19 protein-coding genes are annotated in these 25,228 nt (G+C 57.3%); 18 read left to right on the top strand and 1 reads right to left on the bottom strand.

Translation table 11 applies throughout. The features are described from left to right. Positions 1-21 precede the first annotated feature (21 nt). The 17 genes from F1002_RS15375 to F1002_RS15295 all read left to right on the top strand — a co-directional run bounded on the left by F1002_RS15375 (position 22) and on the right by F1002_RS15295 (position 21,767). Positions 22-1,401, top strand: coding sequence for a DUF1329 domain-containing protein (locus F1002_RS15375; protein WP_150429933.1), 1,380 nt, complete (start codon positions 22-24; stop codon positions 1,399-1,401). Between the two features lie 19 nt (positions 1,402-1,420). Further along, entirely contained in the window at positions 1,421-2,383 is a 963-nt protein-coding gene (locus tag F1002_RS15370) for a photosystem II stability/assembly factor-like protein (RefSeq protein ID WP_150429932.1), read from the top strand. Between the two features lie 30 nt (positions 2,384-2,413). After that, positions 2,414-4,207: a DUF1302 family protein gene (locus F1002_RS15365; protein ID WP_150429931.1), complete on the top strand. Its 1,794-nt coding sequence runs from the start codon at positions 2,414-2,416 to the stop codon at positions 4,205-4,207. Between the two features lie 117 nt (positions 4,208-4,324). Further along, positions 4,325-5,653, top strand: a complete 1,329-nt coding sequence (locus tag F1002_RS15360; protein ID WP_150430182.1) for a DUF1329 domain-containing protein — start codon at positions 4,325-4,327, stop codon at positions 5,651-5,653. A 233-nt stretch (positions 5,654-5,886) separates the two neighbouring features. After that, complete coding sequence (locus F1002_RS15355; protein ID WP_150429930.1) at positions 5,887-6,288, top strand: hypothetical protein; 402 nt, start codon at positions 5,887-5,889, stop codon at positions 6,286-6,288. Position 6,289: 1 nt separating this feature from the next. Continuing rightward, positions 6,290-8,689 (top strand): 3-hydroxyacyl-CoA dehydrogenase/enoyl-CoA hydratase family protein, encoded by a 2,400-nt coding sequence (locus tag F1002_RS15350; RefSeq protein WP_150429929.1) that lies wholly within the window; start codon positions 6,290-6,292, stop codon positions 8,687-8,689. Between the two features lie 17 nt (positions 8,690-8,706). After that, complete coding sequence (locus F1002_RS15345; protein ID WP_150429928.1) at positions 8,707-9,906, top strand: acetyl-CoA C-acyltransferase; 1,200 nt, start codon at positions 8,707-8,709, stop codon at positions 9,904-9,906. A 108-nt stretch (positions 9,907-10,014) separates the two neighbouring features. After that, positions 10,015-11,328: a PAS domain-containing methyl-accepting chemotaxis protein gene (locus F1002_RS15340; protein ID WP_150429927.1), complete on the top strand. Its 1,314-nt coding sequence runs from the start codon at positions 10,015-10,017 to the stop codon at positions 11,326-11,328. A 49-nt stretch (positions 11,329-11,377) separates the two neighbouring features. Next, the gene (locus F1002_RS15335; protein WP_150429926.1) at positions 11,378-13,171 is read left to right on the top strand and encodes an acyl-CoA dehydrogenase C-terminal domain-containing protein; all 1,794 of its coding nucleotides are present in this window, start codon (positions 11,378-11,380) and stop codon (positions 13,169-13,171) included. 65 nt (positions 13,172-13,236) lie between these two features. After that, positions 13,237-14,874 carry an electron transfer flavoprotein-ubiquinone oxidoreductase gene (locus F1002_RS15330; RefSeq protein WP_150429925.1) on the top strand — a complete coding sequence of 546 codons (1,638 nt, stop codon included), beginning with the start codon at positions 13,237-13,239 and terminating at the stop codon, positions 14,872-14,874. A 13-nt stretch (positions 14,875-14,887) separates the two neighbouring features. Then, a complete protein-coding gene (locus tag F1002_RS15325; RefSeq protein WP_150429924.1) occupies positions 14,888-15,361 on the top strand; it encodes a hypothetical protein in 474 nt (157 codons plus the stop codon). Next, positions 15,330-15,617 carry a DUF3135 domain-containing protein gene (locus F1002_RS15320; RefSeq protein ID WP_150429923.1) on the top strand — a complete coding sequence of 96 codons (288 nt, stop codon included), beginning with the start codon at positions 15,330-15,332 and terminating at the stop codon, positions 15,615-15,617. Before F1002_RS15325 ends, F1002_RS15320 begins: the two co-directional genes overlap by 32 nt. 514 nt (positions 15,618-16,131) lie before the next feature. Continuing rightward, entirely contained in the window at positions 16,132-16,398 is a 267-nt protein-coding gene (locus F1002_RS15315) for an AlpA family transcriptional regulator (RefSeq protein ID WP_191090429.1), read from the top strand. A gap of 240 nt (positions 16,399-16,638) precedes the next feature. Continuing rightward, positions 16,639-17,583, top strand: a complete 945-nt coding sequence (locus F1002_RS15310) for a site-specific integrase (protein WP_223879631.1) — start codon at positions 16,639-16,641, stop codon at positions 17,581-17,583. 6 nt (positions 17,584-17,589) lie between these two features. After that, complete coding sequence (locus F1002_RS15305; RefSeq protein ID WP_150429921.1) at positions 17,590-18,798, top strand: DUF1173 family protein; 1,209 nt, start codon at positions 17,590-17,592, stop codon at positions 18,796-18,798. 399 nt (positions 18,799-19,197) lie between these two features. Continuing rightward, the gene (locus F1002_RS15300; RefSeq protein WP_150429920.1) at positions 19,198-20,529 is read left to right on the top strand and encodes a hypothetical protein; all 1,332 of its coding nucleotides are present in this window, start codon (positions 19,198-19,200) and stop codon (positions 20,527-20,529) included. Next, positions 20,526-21,767 carry a metallophosphatase family protein gene (locus F1002_RS15295; protein ID WP_150429919.1) on the top strand — a complete coding sequence of 414 codons (1,242 nt, stop codon included), beginning with the start codon at positions 20,526-20,528 and terminating at the stop codon, positions 21,765-21,767. The genes F1002_RS15300 and F1002_RS15295 overlap by 4 nt, the downstream gene beginning before the upstream one ends. A gap of 24 nt (positions 21,768-21,791) precedes the next feature. On the opposite strand, the gene F1002_RS15290 is transcribed toward F1002_RS15295, so the two are convergent. Next, positions 21,792-22,727, bottom strand: coding sequence for a DUF6216 family protein (locus F1002_RS15290; RefSeq protein WP_150429918.1), 936 nt, complete (start codon positions 22,725-22,727; stop codon positions 21,792-21,794). A 226-nt stretch (positions 22,728-22,953) separates the two neighbouring features. Here F1002_RS15290 and F1002_RS15285 point away from each other — a divergent pair. Next, positions 22,954-25,228, top strand: a 2,275-nt coding sequence (locus tag F1002_RS15285; RefSeq protein ID WP_191090428.1) for an AAA family ATPase, incomplete at its 3' end; no start/stop codon positions are given.

Here is a 25,228-nt window from a genome sequence, read left to right as displayed (position 1 = left end):
GAAATCAACCAGGAGACAAAAATGCACCTACTGAAATTTGATTTTGACTATAGCCGTCGTGCTTTCTTGGCAAAAGCAGGAACCTTGGCAGGAGCAGGGGTGTTGGCTCCCCTGTGGCCTTTGATTGCAAAAGGTGCCGATATATCGAAGGCCTACCCAGACGAACTTATGTCGATTGATGCCTATACAAAGGGGAAGATCAAGACGGGGGATCTGATTACGGCAGCGAATGTGGATATCGTCAAAGATCTCCTGACGCCGATCGCCTATAAGCAGGTTAAGGAAATGGGTCGTCGAATTCGGATTGTTCCGACAACCAAGGATGTCTCTCGCCTCTTTCCGCACGACTATTTCGAAGCGACCTTGAAAAATGCAGGCAAGGCGAGCTTTGGTGCTGACGGGAATGTTTATGCACCAGGTGGCGAAAGGTGGATCGGTGGGAATCCTTTCCCTGACGCGAAAACGCCACTTGAAGCCTATGCAAATCTTACCCTCAGTTGGGGGCGTCACGACAGTGCGATTTATGCGGTCAAGGACTGGGACATCGGTCCTGATGGCAAAGTCAATTATCAATACGATTTTGCATGGATTGAAGAAAATACTTGCGGCCGTCTTGGTGCAGGCGGGGCAGTCGGTCCCTATAAGGGCGATAGTCACAAAGACAAACTGCGTTATCAGACCGTGCTTTTCACTGGCCCCTCAGATGTGCGCGGTACTGGCTATCTGAATACCTGGTACTACGATCAGAAAAAATTCCCAGATTTGGTCGGCTACGTTCCTGCCTTCAAGCGCGTCAGAAAATTCCCGACCAATCAGCGCTTCGAACCGATGGCACCTGGCCTTACATTCTATTTGTCGGATTCCTGGGCTGCAGGCGATCCGATGATGACTTGGGGTAACTACAAGCTGGTTGAGCGTCGTCCAATGCTGGGTGCGGTTTCTAATAATCAGGTTGACGATCCCAACTGGGAACTGCCTACTCACGGCGGACCTCAGGGCCAGACCTTCTACGAGTACAACATGGAGTTGATTCCTGAGTGCTTGGTCGTTGACGCTGAGCCCGTTGGTTTTCCGCGAGCTCCTATCGGTAAGAAGCGCGCCTGGATTGATGCACGTAACATGATGTACATCGGTTATCACACCTATGATCGTCGTGGTGAACTCTTCAAGAGTTACGAGCCAGCCTACGGCCTTTATGAAAAAAATGGCGTACGAGATCTGACAGGGAAGCACACGACATGGTCGTGGACTTCAGTCATGTCGCACGACATCCAGGCAAATCGGATGTCTCGCTTTGTTCAGGCCAAGCAGATTGCTGGTGGCTTCAAGTCCGCACGTAACGTTGAGGGGGTGTATGAGAAATACCTCACGGAGCAGGCGCTTTCCCGTTTGGGGGCCTGACATGGCGTGCTTAGGTCGCGTGATTAAGGTACTTGGTATTGCTGCGATCTTAGGGCTTTCGGCCCAAGTGGGCTTTGCCAAAGACGCTTTGGACCTTCAGGTTCAATCCAAAGGAAAACCTCACGACTTTCTTTTTGGCGTGAGCTTTGAAGGAGGCAACGGTGTTGCGGTTGGTGATCATGGACTTTTGCTGAGTACGGCTGATAGTGGTACCTCCTGGAACAGACTAGAGTCTCCTGCTTCTCAATCGGCTTTGCTATCGATTGTCCGAAGTAATGGAAGGTGCCTGGCCGGAGGCCAGCAGGGACTGATCCTACGGTCTGACGACTGTATCAAGTGGGAGTCGGTGCAAGCGGTGACTGACGCCCGCATCCTCGGAGTCCACGCCAATTCCAAGGGTGAAGCATATGCAGTGGGAGGCTTTGGCACCGTTCTCCACTCTCTCGATTGGGGTAAGTCATGGCAAACCGTAGTGGTCGATTGGAAGGGATTGCTGGGAACGGATGCGGAACCGCATTTGTACGCAGTACAGGTCGCTGAGGATGGTGCAGTCACGCTTACCGGTGAGTTCGAGCTAGTCCTAAGGTCCGCAGTCGCAGGTGGCCGCTGGGAGGTTCTGCATAAAGGAGAGCGATCTCTTTTTGGCCTGTTTGTTGGTCAGAAGGGGCGAATTTTTGCTGTGGGTCAGGAAGGTCTGATTCTTCGCTCAAACGATGCTGGGAAGACGTGGGCAGAAGTCAATAGCGGAACAAAGTCTGTTTTGACTGATGTATGGGCAAGCAATAGCGGTACTTCGGTAATTGCTGTGGGCGTCCGAACCGTGCTCTTAAGTCGAGATGGCGGTGCAATTTTCGTGGCGGATAAATCGCAGAAATCTCATTCCCTGATTCACTCGTCGGTGGCAGGTGTCGAAGGTCAGAAAGATGGTTTGGTAGTCGTGATTGGTGGAGCTTCCGGATCAATTCTTCGGGCTAAGTTTTAGGCAGTTTATGTATTAGGAGGAGGGACAACTATGAATAGTTTGAAACTTATTGGGTTAGCATCCGCCGGTATTTTTGCCTCGACCAATTGCGCACTCGCTGCAGACTGGACGTTCTCCGGAATGCTAAGGGAAGAGGTCGCCGTGAAACTTACGGATGATCAAAATCCATTTAACCAGGCTGGAAATGAATACAACGGCGTTGCAGTAAAAAGCACAGGATTGGCCCCGGGAACTTTGACTCGCCCTGCTTCACAAGCCAAGTCAGGGGATTTCAATATGTTCGCAACCCGACTTGAATTGAATCTGGATGGAAAGTTGACGGACGATTGGGCCGTGCATTTTAAGATGCGTGGTATCTCGGATCAGGTTGGCAAGGTTAACGATGCCTTCAAGGATCAGAATTTGTTTGAGCAACAATATGGCAATAACCGAAATGCTGGTGGTTTGGGTGCGGCGGGTAAGGACTGGATGCTTGACCTTCCTGTTGCATACGCGGATTACAACAGCGGGCCAGTCTGGTTGCGTATTGGGAATCAACAGATAGCCTGGGGTGAGGCAATGTTCTTCCGCGTTGCGGATGTGGCGAACGGACTGGACTTGCGTCGCCATAGTGGGTTTGATGTGGCGGCAGAAGAGTTTTCCGATAAGCGCGTCTCATCTCTCGGCATCAGAGGTACCTACCGGGTTGCTGATAAAACTCAATTAGAGGGATTTGTTCAGCAATTTAGACCTTCCGTATTGCCCGGTGCAAATGCTCCCTACAATCCTGTTCCTGCACAATTTGTAATTGATCAGAAGACCGGCTACGAAAAAGTAAAAGATGAATTTAATTTTGGTCTGCGTTTGCAAACTGAGATTGAAGATATCGGTATACAAGCGTTTGCAGTTCGGCGAAACAATCCGGATGGAGTTTTGCGTTGGACTGAAGCGCAGGGTAAAGGCGCTATTTCTGGAACCCCATTTGCAACAGGAACCAGCGGCATTTATAGCGCCCAAGAGTGGTTCAGGTATGCCAGCTTGTCTCGTCTTGATGGCGTAGGTGGCCTGCTGAGTGCATTGAACCAGTTTTCCGGCACAACTACAGGTCCCTTGGCTGGGGCTGCCAGCTTTATGGCGGGTGCTTGTGGGGCTTCAAATTCAACGCCGGGCGCAATTGCAGCTGGATCCGCAGCTGCATCTTGTATTCTTGATACGTTTTTCGATCCTGCAACAGGTTTCGGAAATTTGCAGGGATGGCTTGTTCGGGAGTACCCACGAGAAAATGTATTTGGATTTGCCCTGAATAAAGTATTTAGTGGCGAACCTGACTCCATAACCGATCAGTTGATCGGACGTTTTGAACTCTCTTACACCCCGAATAAGAAGTTTACGAATCCTACGTTGTCCAAAGACTACATTGTTAAGGATGAACTGAACTTCGCTTTTATTGCCGAGAAGTATCACAAGTTCAGTCAGGCACTGCCCGCAACTTATATGGTCTTCCAATGGATGCATAAGTCTGACAGTGATCTGTTTGGGCGTTCGCTGATGGGAAGCAATAACACCGCTGGTCAGGTGCCAAACGGCAAAAAGAATGGCTCTGACTACATTGCAGTAGTTCTACAACAACCTTCACCCTCTCTTGAGTGGCGATTCGATCTTGCGCTATTGACTGATATGAATGGTGGTTGGTTCGTTCAGCCTGGAACCAAATGGAAAGTAAATAAGGATTTCCAAGTGGATATCTACGCTAACTACTTGCGTAGCGGCAACAATGGCAAGGATTTTGCCGAAGGCTATAACTATGCGAGAGAGATGTTTGTCCGTGGTTCCTGGTATTTCTGATACCTGACGCTGTAGCAGTGCCGGCTACCTAGGTGGCCGGCACTATTCTGAGGGCAAGCAGTGGCGTTGATTCGGAAATTCGGGCCGGACTATGGCCGCCGAAAATTTGTGTCTGAAATGCTTGCGGGCGCTTTGAGCGTAGGAGTTCTAGGCTCTTCTTGGCGTACTTTTGCGGCTTCCGGCGATTCTAGGCGGGCATACCCTGATGAACTGTTACACATAGAAGCGCAGACCAAAGGGCGTTTGCAACCTGGTGACATCATCACTCGCGAAAATGTTCATCTTGTGAGCGACTTACTCGACCCGGTACGGATTTACCAGATTCGCGATCTGGGAAGGCAGCTTACGTTGGTACAAACGACGACGGAGTTGCATCGCCTAAGTCCAACAGCTTATCTTGAAGCAAGCCTACGGAATGCCGGAAAAGCAAAATTCGATGCCAAGGGTAATGTCGTTACTCAGGATGGAAAGTCATGGATAGGTGGGAATCCTTTTCCAGACCCTAAAAATGCAACAGAGGTTTTTGCGGCGCACACCCTGAGCTGGGGACGCCATGAATCATGCCTCTACGCGGTTAAGGAATACGATCTCGATCCACTCGGTCAGGTGCAGTTTCAGTATGCTTCCGGTTGGGCTGAGCTCTCCTCAGTGGAGCGGCAGACAAATAGTCTCAATCCGGCGGTTACTGCTGCCCTTAAGGACAAGCTGAGGTTGCAATCGGTTTTTTTTGTATCGCCGACTGACGTGCGTGGAGTGGCCTATCTCAACATTTGGCCCTACGATCAGAATCAGTTTCCAGAACTATATGGTTATCTGCCAGCATTTAAGCGAGTCCGTCGCTTTCCGACAAACCAGCGTTTTGAGCCGCTGATTCCGGGATCGGAGTTGTATCTATCGGATGCATGGGCTGCCGGTGACCCCTTCTTAACATGGGGTAATTACCGAATCGTTCAGCGCGGCCCCTATTTAGGGGCGGTCTCAGGTGGGTGGAATGCTGCGCATGCAAACTGGGAGCACAAGACCCATGGGGGGCCAAAAGGAAACACATTTTGGGATACAAAGGTGGAGTTGGTGCCCGAGGCTATCGTTATCGAGGCGACTCCTGTGGGGTACCCAAGAGCTCCCGTAAGTAAGAAGCTGGTTTGGTTTGATGCCAGGACACTACTGCCGCTGGCTATGGTTTCGTATGACCGCCAGGGCCAAATTTTCCGGTATTTCGATGGGTCATTTTCACTCTATGACAATGGGACTGCTCGTGTTCTAGTTGGGGGGGGGCAGCCGTATTGGTCTTGGAGTGCAATTCACGCATTTAACGTACAGACCGGCCGTATGACGCGGATTGAACAAGTACGCGAAGTCGCGGGGGGGCACAGCACACGGGTGAATGACCCCAATATCTATGACCGTTACCTTACGGTCGACGCTCTTCAGCGTCTCGGTACTTGAGTAAATGGGCAACTCAGCCGGACCTCCTCATGCCAGCCAAGAGCATTCAAAGTAACTGAATGCGGAAATGGTTTGCTGCGCCGCAGCAAATATCCCGGATTTCCAGACACTTGTTCCGGTAAATGAGCACTAATTTCCGGGATTTTTTATCACGTTGATTCTCCATATTCTTCTCGGATGAGACACCTTGCGGTGTCCTATTCGCTGGTTTTGTACCGGAAGCTGAGGAGAAAATGAGATTTCATACCAAGCGTTTTTTTTCATTTGCAGCATATCCAAACTATGTCATTGGTATTGTTTTTCTCACCACCCTGCCAGAGGTTGCATCGGAGATTGATTTGCCCCCATTGCTCGGAGGTGCTGCGTCCTTACGCTTTTGTGGTGTCCTGGTTTCGGCTTGGGGCTGTGGCTATTGGTTGATTTCTCGTGAATTACTTCCGAATAAAAGTGTGTTGGGAGCGATTTCGACATGTAAATGGATGCTTACATTGGTTTTCGTGGCTGGTTTGATGCGGGGGGATTTTTATTGGCCAATTCCCTTACTGATATTTGTCGATCTTGTTTCCATTGAGATTTTTTTTAACTGCCTGAGGCGGCTGGTTTTGCCAATCGCGGGGCGCGCAATGAGGATTTGATGTGCCTAGTCTAATTATCAATAAAGCTGCGGTGCTGGGCGCCGGGGTCATGGGTGCGCAGATCGCCGCCCACCTCGCCAACGCCAACGTGCCGGTGGTGCTGTTCGACCTGCCGGCGAAGGAGGGCGACAAGAACGGCATCGTCAAGAAGGCGCTCGATGGCCTGAAGCGCCTGCAACCGTCGCCGCTGGTGACGCGCGACAAGCTGCAATACATTGACGCCGCCAATTACGAGGAGCATCTGGAACTGCTCTCCGGCTGCGATCTGATCATCGAAGCCATCGCCGAACGCATGGACTGGAAGAACGATCTGTATTCCAAAATTGCCCCGTTTTTGCCGTCGACCGCAGTCATCGCCTCCAACACCTCCGGCCTGTCGATCAATGCGTTGGCCGAAGGCTTGCCGGAGGCGCTGCGACCGAACTTCTGCGGCATCCACTTCTTCAACCCGCCACGCTACATGCCGCTGGTCGAGATCATCGCTACCCGCGGCACCGATCCGGCCACGCTTGATGGTCTCGAAACCTGGCTGACATCGCGCCTCGGCAAGGGCGTCGTCCGGGCGCTCGACACGCCCAATTTCGTCGCCAACCGCATCGGTGTCTTCTCGATCCTGGCGGTCATGCATCACACCACCGCCTTCGGCCTCGGGCTGGATACCGTCGACGGCCTGACCGGCCCCCGCATCGGCCGCCCGAAGAGCGCTACCTACCGCACCGGCGACGTCGTCGGCCTCGACACCCTGGCCCATGTCGTCAAGACCATGCGCGATACCTTGCCGGGCGATCCCTGGCACGGCTTCTTCAACGTCCCGTCCTGGCTCGACGGCCTGATCGCCCAAGGCGCGCTTGGCCAGAAGACCAAGGGCGGCATCTTCCGCAAGCTGGGCAAGGCCATCCAGGTCTTCGATCCGGCTCTCGGCGAGTACCGTGACAGCGACGACAGTCTGGCGCCAGAAGTCGACGCCATGCTCAAGATGAGCGACCCGGCGGCACGCCTGGGCGCCTTGCGCACCTCGCACCATCCGCAGGCGCAATTCCTGTGGGCCATCTTCCGCGACCTGTTCCACTACTGCGCCGTGCAACTCGAAAATGTCGCCGACAACGCCCGCGACGTCGATTTCGCGCTGCGCTGGGGTTTCGGCTGGGCACAGGGGCCGTTCGAGCTGTGGCAGGCCGCCGGCTGGGCTGAAACGGCACAGGCGATTGCTGCCGACATCGCCGCCGGCAAGGCCATGAGCAGCGTTCCGCTACCGGCCTGGGTGATGACCAAGGGGCGCAGTGGCGTGCACGGCCCGGCTGGGTCGTGGTCGGCCAGCCGTCAGGCCAATGTGCCGCGCTCGACCTTGCCGGTCTACGGGCGCCAGCTCTTCCCGGAATTGCTGCTGGGCGAAACCCTGGCGAAACCGGAAACCAGCGGCAAAACCTTGTACGAGAACGACGGCGTCCGCTTGTGGACGCTGCCGACGGTCGACGCCGGCATCGGCATCGTTTCCTTCAAGTCCAAGATGCACGCCATCGGCGACGAAGTGCTTGATGGCGTGCTGGCTGCGCTGAAGCAGGCCGCCGACAGCCTCGACGGTCTGGTCATCTGGCACGAGGCGCCCTTTGCTGTTGGCGCCAATCTCAAGCAGATCAGCGAGGCTTGTGAGGCTAGCGATTTTGAGCGCCTCGAACAGACGGTGGCCAAGTTCCAGCGGGCGACCATGGCGATCAAATACGCGCAACTCCCCGTGGTGGCGGCAGTACAGGGCATGGCCCTGGGCGGTGGTTGCGAATTCGCGATGCATGCGGCCAAACGTGTGCTGGCATTGGAAAGCTATCTTGGTCTGGTCGAAGTCGGCGTTGGCCTGATCCCGGCCGGTGGCGGCTGCAAGGAACTGGCGCTGCGTGCAGCCCGCTGGGCGGCGCAGTCTGGTACGTCGGGCGAAGTGCTCGGCAACCTGTCGCCAACCTTCATGACCGTGGCCATGGGCAAGACCAGCAAGAGCGCCCATGAAGCGATCGATCTTGGTTTCGGTAAGGCGGGCGACACGATCCTGTTCAATGCCCGCGAACTGCTTTTCGTTGCACTTAAGGAGGCGCGGCTACTGGCTGATGCAGGCTACGCGCCACCCGTTCCGGCGCGTGGCGTGCCGGTTGCTGGTCGGACTGGCATTGCTAGCATGGAAATGACGCTGGTCAACATGCGCGAAGGCGGCATGATTTCAGCCCACGATTACCGCGTTTCCCGCGCCGTGGCCGTTGCCCTGTGCGGCGGCGAGGTTGAATACGGCAGCCTGGTCGACGAAGCCTGGCTGCTGGCCATCGAACGTCGGCAATTCCTCGAACTCCTCAAAACCCCGGAAACCCAGGCGCGCATCAAGGCCATGCTGGACACCGGCAAACCCCTGCGTAACTGAGACGGCGGAGACAGACAATGAACAATCAGATTCAGGACGCCTACATCGTCGCCGTGACCCGCACCCCGGTCGCCAAGCGCAAGGGCATGTATCGCAACGTGCGGCCGGACGACCTGCTGGCCCACGTTCTCAAGAGCGTGATGGCGCAGGCGCCGGGGCTGGACCCGGCGCTGATCGGCGACATCATCGTCGGTTGCGCCATGCCGGAAGCCGAGCAGGGCATGAACGTCGCCCGCATCGGCGTGCTGCTGGCCGGACTGCCCAACAACGTGCCGGGCATCACCATCAACCGCTTCTGCTCGTCCGGTTCGCAGGCGGTGGCCGATGCCGCCAACCAGATCCGCCTCGGCCAGGCCGATGTGATGATCGCGGCCGGCACCGAGTCGATGACGGTGATGACCAACATGATGGGCAACAAGGTGGTGGTCAATCCGGCCGTGTTCGCCCACGACGAGCAGCGTGCCATCGCCTTCGGCATGGGCCTGACCGCCGAGAAGGTGGCCGAGCAATGGCACATCAGCCGCGAGGAACAGGATGCCTTCGCCTACGCCTCGCACCAGAAGGCCTGTGCAGCGATCGATGCTGGCCATTTCAAGGCCGAGATCACGCCGTATCTGATCGACGAATATCTGCCCGACCTGAAGACCGGCGAGGTCAAACATCGTCAGCGCCTGGCCGAGCATGACGAAGGGGCGCGCGCCGACGTGACGGTGCAGAGCCTGGCCAAGCTGAAGCCGGTGTTCCACGCCAAGGGGTCGGTGACGGCGGGCAACGCCTCGCAGATGTCGGACGGTGCGGCGGCGGTGCTGCTGGTCTCGGAAAAGATCCTCAAGCAGTTCAACCTGGTGCCGCTGGCCCGCTTCTGCAGCTTTGCCGTTGCCGGAGTGCCACCCGAAATCATGGGCATCGGCCCCGTCGCCGCGATTCCCAAGGCGCTGAAGCAGGCCGGCATTGCCGAGCATCAGCTCGACTGGATCGAACTGAACGAAGCCTTCGCCGCACAGGCATTGGCCGTGCTGAAAGATGTGCCGCTCGACCCGAGCAAGATCAACCCGCTCGGCGGCGCCATCGCGCTGGGCCATCCGCTCGGCGCCACCGGCGCCATCCGCACGGCCACGCTGGTGCACGGCCTGCAGCGCACTGGCGGCAAGTACGGCATGGTCAGCATGTGCATTGGCACCGGCATGGGTGCGGCTGGCATCTTCGAACGGCTGTGATGAGAGGTGTATTCGAAACGGCTCTAAAACACTCTTGTTTTTCTCAAGAGCGGAATACTTTTGTAGATTTAGTTCAAATTTGAACGTTATTTGTGGATATTCGGTTCTATGTGGCTAAGTAAGAGACGACTGTCAAAAATTATTCACGAACTTTCCCGCGCGCTAAGTGCAAATCAGCATAGCGGATTTGAGCTAGGTGTTTTAGGTCTTCAACCAGAGCTGTCCGATTTTCTGGTGGCGAGAGATCAGTTACTTGGGGAGTTTCAGCGGCTCAATGATGCAGTTCGCGAACATGACGATACGTCTCGAAAACTATATCAAGAGATAGCTTGCGGTAATGCACGTATTGAAAAATATAAATGCCGATTAGATATAGCTCAGAAAGTTAGCGATGAGTGTTTCTGGGAGATTCGATCTGTTATCTATCCTTTGCAGAAGTCGCAGGAAGTTTTATGGACGGATCGACTCAGGGTTTTACTTGGGTTCAGTGGGAAAGACGATTTTCCTGATGTACTACAGAGCTTAATTAACTGCCTTCATTCTGATGATGTGACCCCCACTTTGCTGGCCTTGAACGCCTGTCTAAATGACCGTTATAGCGTATTGCCGTTTTCTATTACATTTAGATTGATAACAAAAGATGGCGACTGTCGATTTTTTCGTATGAAGGGTGTTGGTAATCAAACTGGAGCTGCTTCGACATTCGAATTTGCTGGTTCTGTAAGAGACATTTCAGATGAGATGTCCAGAGATGCTTTGCTCCAAACTGCGTATATCAGGTTCCAATTGGTTCAAGAAATGCTCAGTGATGGAATCTGGGATATCGCCTTATCTAAAGGGGATCCTCTTAGTTCTGATAGTAAATATTGGTGGTCACCACAAATAAGGCAGCTTTTGGGGTTTGAAACGGAAGACGATTTTCCTAATGTTTTGGAAAGCTGGGCAAGTCGTGTTCATCCAGATGATAAGCAAAGAGTGTTTGAATGTTTTATGGCACATCTTTCAGACCGTTCAGATCAACATCTTTACGATATTGAATATCGACTAAGGCATTGTTCCGGTGAATATCGATGGTTCCATGCGAGAGGGTATTCTCAGCGTGATAAAAGTGGAGTGCCTATAAGGTTTGTTGGAACAATGACTGATGTACACGCAAAAAAGCTGCAAATCGAATTTCAGCATTCCGAGTCTCGTCATCGTGAGCAGTTAGAAGTACAGATGGAGAAAATTAGTGAAATCATGCTAACTATAAAAGACATAGCAAATCAAACAAATCTTCTTGCACTCAATGCCGCAATTGAAGCTGCTCGCGCAGGAGAGGCCGGGAGGGGGTTTGCTGTTGTTGCCGATGCAGTAGGCAAATTAGCGGGGCGTACAAGGGACGCTACCGAATATGTTGAAAAATTGACGCCTGCTCGCTGAATGCAATTTGCGACGATTTGTATTTCTGAAATGTTTGGAGACAGCAGCAATGAGTGATTACCGCGCCCCGGTAAAAGACATGCGTTTCGTCATGGACGAACTGGCCGGCTTCAAGGAACTGAGTCAGATTGCCGGCTACGAGGAGGCAACACCCGATCTCGCCGATGCCATTCTCGACGAAGCCGCCAAATTTGCCGGCGAAGTCCTGTCGCCGCTCAATCGCGTCGGCGACAAGGAAGGCTGCAAGTTGACGGCCAATGGCGTGACGACACCCAACGGCTGGAAGGACGCTTATCGCCAGTTCCGCGAAGCGGGCTGGAACGGCATTACCTCGCCGACGGAGTTCGGCGGACAGGGCCTGCCCGATACCTTGGGTGTCGCCGTCAAGGAAATGCTCTGCTCGGCCAACATGGCCTTCTCGCTCGGCCCCTTGCTTACCACCGGCGCCGTCGAGGCACTGCTGACCTGCGCCAGCGACGAACTGAAGGCCATCTACCTGGAGAAGATGATCTCCGGCGAATGGACCGGCACGATGAACCTGACCGAGCCGCAGGCCGGCTCCGATCTGGCGCTCATCCGCTCGCGCGCCGAGCCGCAGGCCGACGGCAGCTACAAGGTCTTCGGCCAGAAGATCTTCATCACCTACGGCGACCACGACATGACGGACAACATCGTCCATCTCGTGCTCGCCCGCCTGCCGGATGCACCGGCCGGGGTGAAGGGCATTTCGATGTTCCTGGTACCGAAGTTCCTGGTCAATGCCGATGGTTCGCTTGGTGCGCGCAACGATGCCTACTGCGTTTCGATCGAACACAAGCTTGGCATCCACGCCAGCCCGACCTGCGTCATGGCCTACGGCGACAATGGCGGCGCGGTCGGCTACCTGCTCGGCCAAGCCAATCGCGGCCTCGAATACATGTTCATCATGATGAACGAAGCCCGTCTCGGCGTCGGCCTGCAAGGCATCGCCCTCGGCGAGCGCGCCTACCAGCAGGCGCTCGGCTATGCACGCGAACGCAAGCAGGGCCGCGATTCTGTCACTGGCGAAGCCCTGGTCACTCTGGACCACCATCCGGACATCCGCCGCATGCTTATGCTCATGAAGTCGCGCGTCGAAGCCTGTCGCGCCATGGCCTACTACACCTCCGGCCTGCTCGACCGCGCCCACGCAGCCGGGTATACCGAGGAAGGCAAGCGTCAGCTCTGGCTTGCCGAATTCATGATTCCCATCGTCAAGGGCGGCGGTACCGAAATGGGTATCGAAGTGACCTCGCTGGGCGTCCAGATCTACGGCGGCATGGGCTTCATCGAGGAAACCGGCGCAGCGCAGCACTGGCGCGATTCGCGCATCACCACCATTTACGAAGGCACCACAGGCATCCAGGCCAATGACCTGTTGTTCCGCAAATTGATGCGCGACCAGGGGGCAACGGCTAAGGTCATCTTTGGCGAGGTTCACGCCACGGCCAAGGCACTGGGCGCCTCCGGCAAGCCGGAACTGCAGGCCATCGGCCAGCGTCTTGGCGTTGCCCTCAAGGCCTGGACCGACGCCACCGAATGGCTGGCCGCCAACGCCAAGACCGGTCTGAGCGGCGTGCTGACCGCCGCCGTTCCTTACCTGCATCTGGCGGTGACCGTCTGCGGCGGCTGGTTCATGGGCAAGGCCGCACTGGCTGCGGCTGGCTATCTCGACACGGGCGAGGGCGACCAGGCTTTCTACCGCGCCAAGATCGCCACGGCCCGCTTCTATGCCGACCAACTGCTGCCGCAGGCCGGCGCCTTTGCCGAAACCGTGATGGCAGGCGATGCCGCGATTCAGAATATAGGCGCTGAATTGTTCTAGTTGAACCCGATTTTTGCTGAGTCTTTTTATTGTTGGAGTTCCAAATCCATTATTGGAGAACTGCCATGCGTACTGATCGCGATGCGATGGAATACGATGTCGTGATCGTCGGCGGCGGCCCTTCGGGGCTGTCCGCAGCGATCCGCATCAAGCAACTGGCCGAGCAGAACGGCAAGGAAGTCTCCGTCTGCCTGCTGGAAAAAGGCTCGGAAATCGGCGCCCACATTCTCTCCGGCGCCGTGCTCGAACCGCATGCCCTGAATGAACTGTTCCCGGACTGGCAGGAGCGCGGTGCGCCCCTGAACTCACCGGCCGGCGAGGACCGCTTCCTATTCCTCACCGAAAGCGGTTCGTTCAAGCTGCCGACGCCGCCGCAGATGTCCAACCACGGCAACTACATCATCAGCTTGGGCAACCTGTGCCGCTGGCTCGGCGAGCAGGCCGAGGCGCTGGGCGTCGAGATCTATCCGGGCTTCGCCGCCGCCGAGGTGCTCTATCACGAGGACGGTTCGGTCAAGGGTGTCGCTACCGGCGATCTGGGCATCGGCAAGGATGGCCAGCCCGGCCACAACTTCCAGCCGGGCATGGAACTGCATGCCCGCCAGACCATCTTCGCCGAAGGCTGCCGCGGTTCGCTGACCAAGGAACTGTGGGGCAAGTTCAACCTGCGCGACGGTGTCGATCCCCAGACCTACGGCATCGGTATCAAGGAACTGTGGGAAATCGACCCGGCCAAGCACCAGCCCGGCCTGATCGTGCATACCGTGGGCTGGCCGGTGGATTCGGCGACCTACGGTGGTTCCTTCCTCTACCACCTGGAGAACAACCTGGTGGCGGTGGGTTACGTCGTCGGTCTCGACTATAAGAACCCGTGGCTGTCGCCCTACGAGGAATTCCAGCGCTACAAGACGCATCCGGCCATTCGCGGCTTCTTCGAAGGCGGCCGGCGCATTTCCTACGGCGCCCGCGCGTTGTCCGAAGGCGGCTACCAGTCGGTGCCCAAGCTGTATTTCCCGGGCGGCCTGCTGGTCGGCGACACCGCCGGTTTCCTCAACGTGCCGAAGATCAAGGGCACGCACATGGCCATGGAGTCCGGCATCGTCGCCGCCAGGGCCGTGTTCGAGCATCTGTTCAAGGAAGGTGCCGGCGCCGAGGTCACCGAATACGGCGAGCAGATCAAGCAGAGCTGGCTGTGGGCCGAGTTGTACAAGGTCCGCAATATCCGCCCGGCCTTCAAGTGGGGCCTGTGGGGCGGGCTGGCCTACGGCGCAATCGATACCTACCTGTTCGGCGGCAAGGCACCGTGGACCATGCGTCACTACGACGATCACAGCCAACTGGGCGACAAGAACGTCTATCCGAAGATCACGTATCCGAAGCCGGACGGCAAGATCAGTTTCGACCGCCTGTCGTCGGTTTTCCTGTCGGCGACCAACCACGAGGAAAACCAGCAGACGCACCTGCGCCTGAAGGATGAGTCGGTGGCGATCTCGGTCAACTACGTGAAATTCGGTTCGCCGGAAACGCGTTACTGCCCGGCCGGTGTGTACGAAATCCTCGGCGAGGACGAGGGCAAGCCGCGCTTGCAGATCAACGGGCAGAACTGCCTGCACTGCAAGACCTGCGACATCAAGGACCCGACCCAGAACATCAACTGGACGGTGCCAGAAGGTGGTGGCGGGCCAAACTATCCAAACATGTGATCGGGATCAGAGCATGACAGCGGTTGGCCATTTGCCTGACGGTTACCCGGAAAAAACGCCCGAGAACAACAAGGAGAACGGCACCACGTTTCAAAAATCATTGGAGTTCCCAGGCGACTGCATGTACGCCACGACACTGCTCGGTCTGATCTCGATGCTGTACTTCAAGGGCTACGACGATTTCTCTACGGCGTGTGCTTTTTCGATCATCCTGCTTCTACTGGCCGAACTTAAGGCGATTAGCATGCGTAACGATCTCGATGCGCCGGAATGGCTCCATATTTTGTCAAAGGTATTTTGGCACCTTCGCGAAGCGGCGAGGTTACGTGTGGCGGTTAATGGTGTGGGCGCAAAAACTGCGCTTGAGACGAGCGCCCAGGACAATTTGGCCGATCCGGCGACATTCGAGGTAAGGCCTGTTGTTCGGCCGAACGACACAGTATGGATTACCGCATATGCAGAACTCACAAAACCGACAGTCGTTTGATTTTGATCTGATGGCAAAACTTGCACAGGAGTCGCCAGCAGAATTCGCACGGCTGAGAGCGAAACTGATTGATCAATCGATTGGGAGTTTTTCCAATGCGGTGGATGGGTGTGAGCTGCAGGGCGAGATAGATCTCGAACGAGTGTGCCGTGGGCAAGGCGCAGAAGCCTCAGTGGCCCTGGCAAAGCGGCTGTATGGCTTGATACAGCAAATGAAACGCTTGGCCAATGAGTTGGAACACGAAGTCTGCAAATGATGGGGAAGCTTTGGTTCTAAGGCGGGGATATTTAAAGGGGCAACGGCATTGGTCCGGCTGACTTGATGCAGCCTAATCAATTACAACATTCAACCGGAGGCTGGGGGTGTCGATTTCGAAAGTTTTTCCCATGCGCGCGTTGCATAGCTTACCCAGAATCTCTACGTTGTACGAATCTCCGAGGGCCGTTCGATTTGTGAGTGATACGGGGATTTTCATCGCCTTGGCGATTGGCGTTGCAGTCGATACCTGCCTTGTATTTGACGGTCCGCAATAATGTGGGTCGGCCACAATGATTCTGGAACGGATTATCCGATTCAGGCTGAATATTCCGGTCTGTCAGTAGGCAACAGTCAGTCCGAGCACATTTTCTTTTCCATGCTGCGCTGCCGGGGCGCTGGCGGCATGATGTCGAGTTTTTCGTTCCCTATCGTTCCGCGCCATTCTGACCTAGCGCGACCGAGACAGAGCAGGTCACGTCCTTTGCCGGCGCAAGCCGCAATGAGGTCAGATCATGCCATCTATCCGTTCTACCGTCGCCGAGATGGTGACGTCTTGCAGTGTTGCACCCGCCATGCAGATGGCCATCACCCTGGCGCTACCCGAGACCGGTTTTCTGCGTCAGGCCCAAGTTTTGGCCTTCGTACCATTTTCCAAGTCGACGCTCTGGCGGCGCGTTCAAGAAGGAAGCTTTCCTGCGCCCATAAAGCTATCCGTACGGGTGACCGCATGGCGTGCCGAGGACATTCGCCATTGGATCGCGCAGCAAGGTCTGCGCTGACGATCGAAGGTCGCCCTAGAGTCGCACGGCCGAAGCGTCCATATGTCCGCTGCGTTTCAAACGGCCCTAGAAGAGGTTGTGACTCGCCTCAGCATGGGAACTGCCAGCAAATTGCCGCTGACAACAGTGCTTTCAGCCTGATGAGGATATCCCGTGTCTTTCCAGGCGATTTCTCCTGGCAAAGGGGGATTCGGCGCTTGAACATTCAGGAATGTGTCCGGGTCATGGGAGATGCAAGTCATGCAGGTTAGTCCGCAGAACAGCAGGCGCGACGAGAACGCTTGGCTGTCCATCGAGATGCTTCGTGCTGTCATCGACGGTGAAACCTATGAAACGGTGGGTGCCCGATTCGGTGTCTCGCGTACTGCCGTAGAGCGGCGCATCAAGGCCATTGCAGTTCAGCTTACCCAGGTCGTTGGCGTTGATGGAATCAAGGAAGAAGGTGCCGCTTTCGTACGGCGATTGCGTTTGTGCCGGGATGCCATTTTGGTTGCTTTGGCGAATTTCCAGCCTCAAGCACTACCAACTACCCGTCCGACCCGGATTTTTTCAGCAGAGGACGTGGCGCAGGGTGCAGTGCGTATCAAGGGGCGAGCTAGTCGTACATGGCACGATTTGGCACTCTATTACATCCTGTTCAGTACTGGCCTGCGTCCCCTCGAAATCGCCAGGCTTGAAGTGCGCGACTATCTGCACCCCGACGGCAACGTGCGCCGGGAGTCGGAACTGCGGGCCGAAGTAGCCATCAACGGCAAGCCGCGGCCGCTATACTTCAGTAGCAGCCGGCTCGACAAAGTGCTGGCTGCCTACTTCCAGGAACGGTGCCGGGGTGGGTATGGGATGGGTGAGCCGGATGCCTACCGTGGCCTCGATCCAGGAAGCCGGGTGTTTTTGTCCCCGAGAGGCGAACCTTACAAGATCCTCCCTAACAATGATGCACCGGGGCAGGACCGTCATGTCTGTCGCGCCTTGCTGGAAACCTACCGTAAGTTGTTCCGCTATGCCGAATTGAAAGGCCTGAGCGCTCAGTCCGCTCGACTGACACTGATGTCGCGGATGTACGAGCGCGGCGCCGATGAGGAGCAGGTGGGGGTAATCCTCGGCATTGGCGAGCGTAGCGCGGTACGCGAACTGCTGCCGCGTCCACGACCGACGCTGGCTGAAATTCTCGATGAATCGGTCTGAGTTGTGATGGACGCCCAGCGGTTTGCCATCCTTGGGCAGGTGATCGAGGACGACAGTCCGCAACTCCAGGAGGCACTTGCCAAAATTTACAATATCTCCGAACGGCCCCGTTGTCTTTGCGTGCCGAAAGGGGTCGAGATGTACGTAGCCCGACATCGACGGTTTGTCATTAAACGCATGCCGGACAGCGGTAGTGCTCACCATCCGGGTTGTCCTTCCTTCGAGCCTGAAGCGCAACTGTCGGGATTGGGCGAATTGATCGGCGACGCAGTGCTGGAATCCGTGCCTGGCCAGGTAGAACTGCGCGTCGATTTTCCCTGGACAAGGATGACCGGGCACAGCGTGCCGCGCGGTGAACCACACGAGGTAGTCGAGGTGGGGGTGCCGCGACTGCGCATGACGTTGCGGGCCTTGCTGCATTTCCTGTTCGAGCGCGCCGGCTTCAACCGCTGGAGTCCGGCGATGGCGGGCAAGCGCAATCAGGGGGTGTTGTGCAAGTACCTGCAGGAAGCCGCTGAAGAGATCATGGTCAAGGGCGTACCGCTGGCCCAGCGCCTGTATGTGCCCGAACCCTTCAGCGAAACCGCCAAAACTGAGGTTGCCAGGCGCCGACGCGAGAAACTGGCGGTACTGCGCCCCCACGATGGCCAGACGCCACTGGCCCTGGTGGTCGGCGATTACAAAGGAAACGACGTAACGGCTCAGGGACGTCGGGTCTGGATTCGCCACATGCCGGATGCCCCGTTGCTGATCGCGGCCCGGAACTGGGAGCGGATCGAGCGGGTGTTTGCTCCTTTGTTCGAGGCGCGGGATGCCGACACCGGCCACCCAGTGCGCTTAGTCATGGCTGCGCTGATCCGCGCCCGCCGCGAATACACCTACGAGATCGAAGCGGTGAGTCTGATGCTGACGAGCGAGCACTGGATTCCCCTCGAAGGTGTGTATGAACTGCCGTTGATCGTCGCTTTGGTTGCCCAGCACCGCCGTTTCGTCAAACCCTTGCGCTACGACGCCCGCTCTGCCTCAGCTTTTCCCAATGCATTGCTACTCGATGCCGGGCCGGCCCCGGTGCCCTTGCACGTCGTCAGCGCCTTCATGGACCCCAAGGAGCGAGCGGCGAAGGAGAAAGCGGTAGCGGCGTGCAAGGACGATGCTTGGGTGTGGTGGACGGATCAGCCGATGCCTCCCTTGAAAAGGGTAATCGGCTCTGGCTGAACGATCTTTGCACGGCCGCCAAGGGTGAGGATCTGGACGCCAACATCACCAGTTCACACAGTTCCTTCCATGTCTTGAAGAAGTGGGGCTGTGACAGGCACGCAGGTTTTCGGATTACGCCCTTGGCACCCAGAGCAAAGGCTTCGGCGAAAGCTGCCGACTCCGCTAATTTCGACCAGGTCGCCTTGGATTTAGGCTGCATAGATGGTGCAGAATTTCAGCATCTTTCTGAACGAGTTACGGAAAGCGTTGGGCGGGCCCTGCGACGAGTTCGAAGCGCGCCATGTCGGTATTTGGCCGTGACCGCGCTGGGTAAAGAATTGCATGGGGTTGATGTGAAAGGAAGTAGCGGGAACATGAATTGTCGGAATGTCCCGACGATCATGAAGGAGCTCCGCCATGGCCCATCCCAATACATCCCCGGCAATTGCGGTGCAGGGTGGTGGTGCGGTACCGACCTTGCTCGGCCAAGGAACTGCCCGTATTCCCACGGGCGGTAAGATTCGTGCCGGTATCAAAGTACTGACCAAGAAAGCCGCTGACGAGCCGAAGGCTAAAGCGATTTATGAACAAGGGGTGGCCGCCGGCCAATCCTTCGAGCAGATCGAGCGAGCCATTACAGCAGCCCTGCCAGATATCAAGGCACCGCTAGTTCCGCGCAACGTCCCGTGGTTTACTGTACGAGCTTTGGACTTCCCAAATCCCGCGATCGCCAGGGAAATTCTGGAGGCCTATGGCGACGATCGGGGGGAGGGGCGGCGTCTTTACCGCTTCCCGGTGGTATTCCCGTCGGACTTCTGGCAGACCGTCATGCCCCACGAACTGGCGGCCTGGGGCGCGCACGAGAAGCACTATTGGTCGCAATACTCGGCTGATGGCCGAGTCCGCCATTGCATGTGCCATGCGCCGGTGCCGGTGGACGACACGGGACGGCGCACGATCCGTCTCTTCGGTGGACGCAAGACCATGGTCCGTGAAGATAACGGCGGTCTCTGTGACCCCGAGGCCTGCCGAGAATATCAAGCACGCCAGTGCAACCTGACTGGGCGCTTCCTGTTCTTCATTCCCGGAATCCGCTCCATCAGTGCCTTCGAGCTACATACCAATAGCTTCTATGCAATGAACGCGGCGATCCAAAAGTTCGAGACTGTGGGCTTCTTGCGCGGTGGACGAATTTCCGGCTTCCTCGATCGGCAACGTACGCCTTTCTACCTGACCAAGAGACTCATGGAGGTGGCCCATATCGATGAGCAGGGACGGGCGGTGCGCGTGCCCCAATGGATCATCGATCTGGAGGCGCCAGTCGATGTCACAGCATTGCTGCGCGACAACGACGATACCGAAACGATTCTGGCCCAGGCCCAACTAGCGACGCAAGTCCTGCAAGGGGATCGCGCCGAGGTCGAAATTGAATTCCCGGTGTCCCCGGTGTCGGCAGACGAAGTTAAGTTGCCTGACTCGCCGGGAGGCATCGGACTCACCGAGGAAGCGCCGGAAAGGAATGGGCACCCCAGTTTCGAGCAGTTGATGCACCGGGTGGAGGCCTACGGAATTGGGCCTGAGCAGTACAGAGCCTATGCTGACCGGCGCTGGGGACGGGGCTGGAAGCTCAATCCGAACGGTCGTCTCCAGGCCTGGAACGAGCTGGAACGCTACGGCAATGACCCGCAGGGTTATGGCGACAAGATCGAGAGCGAATTGAAACTGGCGACGCGTGGGAGGACAGCATGATCCGCATCGCCCATTTTTCCGACCTGCATTACGGTCCACGGAATCTGGCGGAGGCCGATCGTTGTTTCTCGGCGGCGATTGACCGGGCTATCGCTTTGGGGGCAGAGGCGGCGGTCATCTCCGGCGACGCCACCGACCACGGCCTCGATTTGCACGCTCCGGCCGTCGGCCGACTCGCTGTACAACTGCGCCGGCTGGCCGACCATTGCCCGGTACTGATGCTGCAAGGCACCTTCTCGCACGAGCCGCCCGGAACGCTTTCCATCTTCCGGCTGTTGGGTGGACGTCATCCAATCCATGTCGCCGAGCGTATCGAGCAGGTGGTGCTGACAGCGCGTAGCGAATGGATTCCTTCGAACGGCTGGTGCTTCGATGCCTTGCCACCCGACGCACGGGCCGTGTTTACTTTCCTGCCGACGGTTAACAGGGCAGTAGTGGCCGCGACGGTCGGTGCGGCAGAAGCCGCCCAAGCCGTCGGCGAGCATCTGGCCCAGTTGCTGCGCGGCTATGCGCCGATCCACCGCACGGCCCGCCGGCTGGGTATACCGACCGTTGGCGTTTCGCATGGTACCGTGTTCGGTTCCCTGAATGAGCATGGTGTGCCGATGGCCGGATTCGACCACGAATTCACCACCGGCGCCCTGTTTGGCAGCGAGGCCCAGGCGTTCATGCTGGGGCATATCCATCGCCATCAGTCCTGGGAGTTGGAGGGGCGGGGAGGGCGGCAATGTATTGCCTATGCCGGCTCGATCGGCCGTTTCCATTACGGCGAGGAAGGCGAGAAGGGGTTTCTGTGTTGGGACGTCGATGCCGATCAGGCGCAGTGCACGCTGGAACCGACGCCCGCCCGGCGGACCATGGATATCGTTTTCGAGGGCAAGCCCGACCTCGATGCCTTGCGCGCAAGCCTCGCACGACAGGACATCGCTGGAGCTTACTTGCGTGTGCGTTGGACTGTCGCCGACGAGGATCGCCACGGGGTCGACCGTGCAGCCATCGAACAACTGCTGACCGGGGCGGCGGAAATTAAATTGGAGGGGCGGATCGTCCCAGTGGTACGTGCACGGGCAGCGGGAATTTCGCAGTTGGCGAACCTGGCAGACAAGGTCCAGGCCTGGGCAGAGGTAGCCGGGATTAGCAAGGTGCCGTTGCAGCGTTGTTTGGTCGCGTTGCGTACCGAGAGCCCGGAGGACATCGCCCAGAACTTGCTCCGTGCCGGAACCTCCGTTGCCCTCTGATACGGCGCAGAATCGGCTGGAAGCTCACGCAGCAATAGTGGCTTCCTCGTCCTCGTGGTGTTTTGTGGGCAGGGGCGAACGAGCGCAGTCAGGGGTAGATGTTTTGGTATTCCGCGCATTCGTTTTGTCCTTGGGGCCTTGCTTTGGCTTGCTGATCCGCTGCTGGATATTGCGGGCAAAGATGCCGCAACGGAACAGCAGCCAGCACTGCCACATCCAGTAGAGTAGCGTCACGCCGATCGGTACCAGAAGGGCGCGCTGCTGCTCCACGATTTTGTCGACGAAGGCAGGAGTATCGGAATCGCGGAATGCTTTGCAGACGATGCCGACCTCGTCGTTGCTGAACGACGTCGGGTTAGGGCTGGGTAGCACATCGTCCAGGCAGGCTTTCTTGGAAACAAATCCTTCTCCGCCCAGCGGCACGGCAGTGGTTTCCGATAGCCAGAACCATTTCTGGCTTTCTTTAAATTGCAGGAGCGCCTGATCCATTCGCAATCCATAGCCCGTGAGGATCGTCGCTCCCGCCAAACCACCCAACAGGAGCACTTGAAACACCTGCAGGGGACGGCCGGGGATGCGCTCCTCACGCAGTCGGCAAGCTTCGAGATCGAACAGGTCACCGCATGCCCTGATGTCGGCGATTTCTTCGTCATGAACTGCCGACCAACGGAGAATACGCTTCGCTTGTGCCAAGGTGCGGACCGGCATTCCGGAAAAGAAACGGAACGTGACGAGGCGATTGCGGTTCTCGATGAATTTGCCAATCTCCCGGTCGGCCATGGCCGTTTTGCCGAAGATCAAGCGCCAGATTCGGGTGATCACGACATGGGTGGATCGGGTGCGCCAGCAGACCCAGCCGAGGAGCGAGCCGATGGTCAGCGCGAAGAGTACCGGTTGGGGGAGGCCGATCTTGTCGGCCAGCCATTGTGTCAAACCGCTGAATTCGATCGAAGTGTTCATGATCCTGGAATGAGTTGAAGGAGCTCCAGTATAGGCAGGTCCAGTCTCTTGGCATGAGACGTTGCTTGATGGTTTGGAATTTTCTATGGATTCGCTAGCGACAAAGTGTCTCGATGCCTGTGAGGCATATGAGCCTTCTCACGAGGGGCAGCTGCCATCCGGGGGATTCTGGCCTTGCATGCCGAATCCGGGATGAGATTCTGGGTGCTCAATCAAGGAGCGAGCAATGCAACCGCTTTCACTGACTTTGAAGGGCTTCCGCGGCATCCGCGATGGCTTGGGACGTGTTGTTCTCACGCTTGACTTCGAGCGACTGGTTGCCGGTGCCGAACTGGTTGCCATCGCTGGTGCCAACGGACGCGGCAAGACCACCGTGATGGATAACCTGCATCCCTACCTCACGATGCCGTCACGGGCAGCTTTGGCTGGGCCCGGTGGTTTTTCCTATTACGACCATGTCTTTCTGCCGGAAAACGAGAAGGATTTGACCTGGACGCATGGCCGCCGGCACTATCGTTCCCAGGTCGTCATCCGCCTCAATGGGCGACGCAGGACCGAAGCCTTCCTGTTCGCTCTCGCTAACGATGGCGTGTGGAAACCGGTGATTCTGGACGATGGCACCATCTCGGACGGCAAGGTAGATACTTATACCCGCTGCATCGAGTCCATTTGCGGGAGTGCCGATACCTTCTTCACATCGGTTTTCTCGGCTCAAGGCAAGCGTCAACTGAGTGCCTATCGAAATGCAGAAATCAAGACCTTGCTGGCCGACCTGCTCGGGCAAGAGGAAATTCGTACGCTAGGACTGAAAGCGGCCGAAACGGCACGCTTGCTCAAAGCCGGTCTGGGGGCGATTCGCCAGGAGCGGGAAAGGCTAGAGGAGGAAGCGGAAGGCATCGAGGCAGAACGCCGGAGGCTCGACGGCGCTCCGGCACATGTCGCCAATTCGCTCGTCTCCCGGCAGACGAAGCAGGCGACCCTGGCGCAGGCCCGGACCCGGCACGCCCAGTTATTGGCGGAACGTGGGCTGTCGCAAGGCGTGGAGAGCCGTCGGGCGCAGCTTCAGGGGGAGTGCCAGCAAGTGATGCTGGCCGGCACCCGGGCCATCGAAGCACTGAATGTTCAGGAACAGACCGAATGCCGGCGTCTGGAACGATTGTCGCAGCGTATCGCCCAGCGTCTCGTTCAGGAACGTGCCCGGCGCCAGGGACTACTGAGCCAGCGCCGGCAATGCCTCTCGTTGTTGGCTGTTGCCGAGCGTGTCCGATGGGCGCAGCTTCGCCACCCTCTGGCCGGGCGCATCCTTTCTTTGCGATCCGACCAACTCGGCGAATGGCGCGAGCGGGCGCAACGACTGGTTCAATGCGAGACCTCGGAGCGATTCATCGAGCAGAAACTGTCTGGAATCGAACGCGAGGCTGGCCAGGCTGCGCTCAAGGCCGAGGAATTGGCGCGGCGACTCGGCCTGACGGGAGAAGTCCCTTGCGTCGGCACGGACCTGCAAGGTGAATGCAAGCTCCTGAACGATGCGCGGGAAGCTAAGAGTTTGGTTCCCAGCGCTCAGGTCACGATCAACCGTCTGGCGCGCGAGAAGGATGCGGCGACGAAGGAACTGAAAGTCCTGGGAGCGCAGCGTGATGAGCTTGCCGGAGCGCCGCAGGCGAAGGCCTTGGCAGAGCGGTTGGTTGATCGTGCCAGTGCGCGTGTGGCGCGGCTTACGCTGTTGGCCGAGAGAGGGGCTGAATTGGCGCGCGTCCGGGAGGCTCTCGCCACGATTGATGAAGAGCTTGCGATGCTTGGGCAAGAAACGGCCGAGGCTGAAACGCCCGAGGAGATGGAGGAGCGTCAGCAAATCGCTAGCACACGGCAGGCCATTGCCGCGGAACACGAGTCGCAGGCAAAACACTACCGCGACACCCTGAACCGCCTCAAAGAGCTTCTCGCTAGTTTGCCTGCTCCCTATGACGAATCCAGCCTGGTAAACGCACAGACGCAGGTGGAGCTGGCTTTGCGGGGTGTGGAGGCTGCCGAACAGGCGCACATGGCCGCAGTACGCGATGCGGAAGCACTGGGTGCTTTGATTCGGCAGGCGCAAGCGCTGGCTTGCCGGCGTACGCAGATCGAAAGCCGGATCGCCAAGATCGAATCCGAGCTGAGCAACTGGACGCTGTTTGCGAAGTGCATGAGCAACGACGGTCTGATTGCACTGGCCATTGATGATGCAGGCCCTACCTTGTCTCGCTTGGCCAACGACTTGTTGCTGGCCTGTTACGGTTCGCGCTTTACCGTCTCCATCCAGACCCTGGTCGAAACGCTCAAGGGCGAGCAGAAGGAGGGTTTCGACATCCTGGTGCACGATGGTGAATCCGGCGAAAGCAAGAGCGTCGGACTGATGAGTGGCGGCGAACGGGTATGGATCTCATACCGAGCTCGGCATGAGATCCACTATGCCGCGAACCGGGTTATGCCGAGTCTCGTACTGAATCTCAAGAATGACACAG

Source organism: Dechloromonas sp. CZR5 (assembly GCF_008711155.1).
GTDB lineage: Bacteria > Pseudomonadota > Gammaproteobacteria > Burkholderiales > Rhodocyclaceae > Azonexus.
This window is presented reverse-complemented; position numbering and strand designations above follow the sequence as displayed.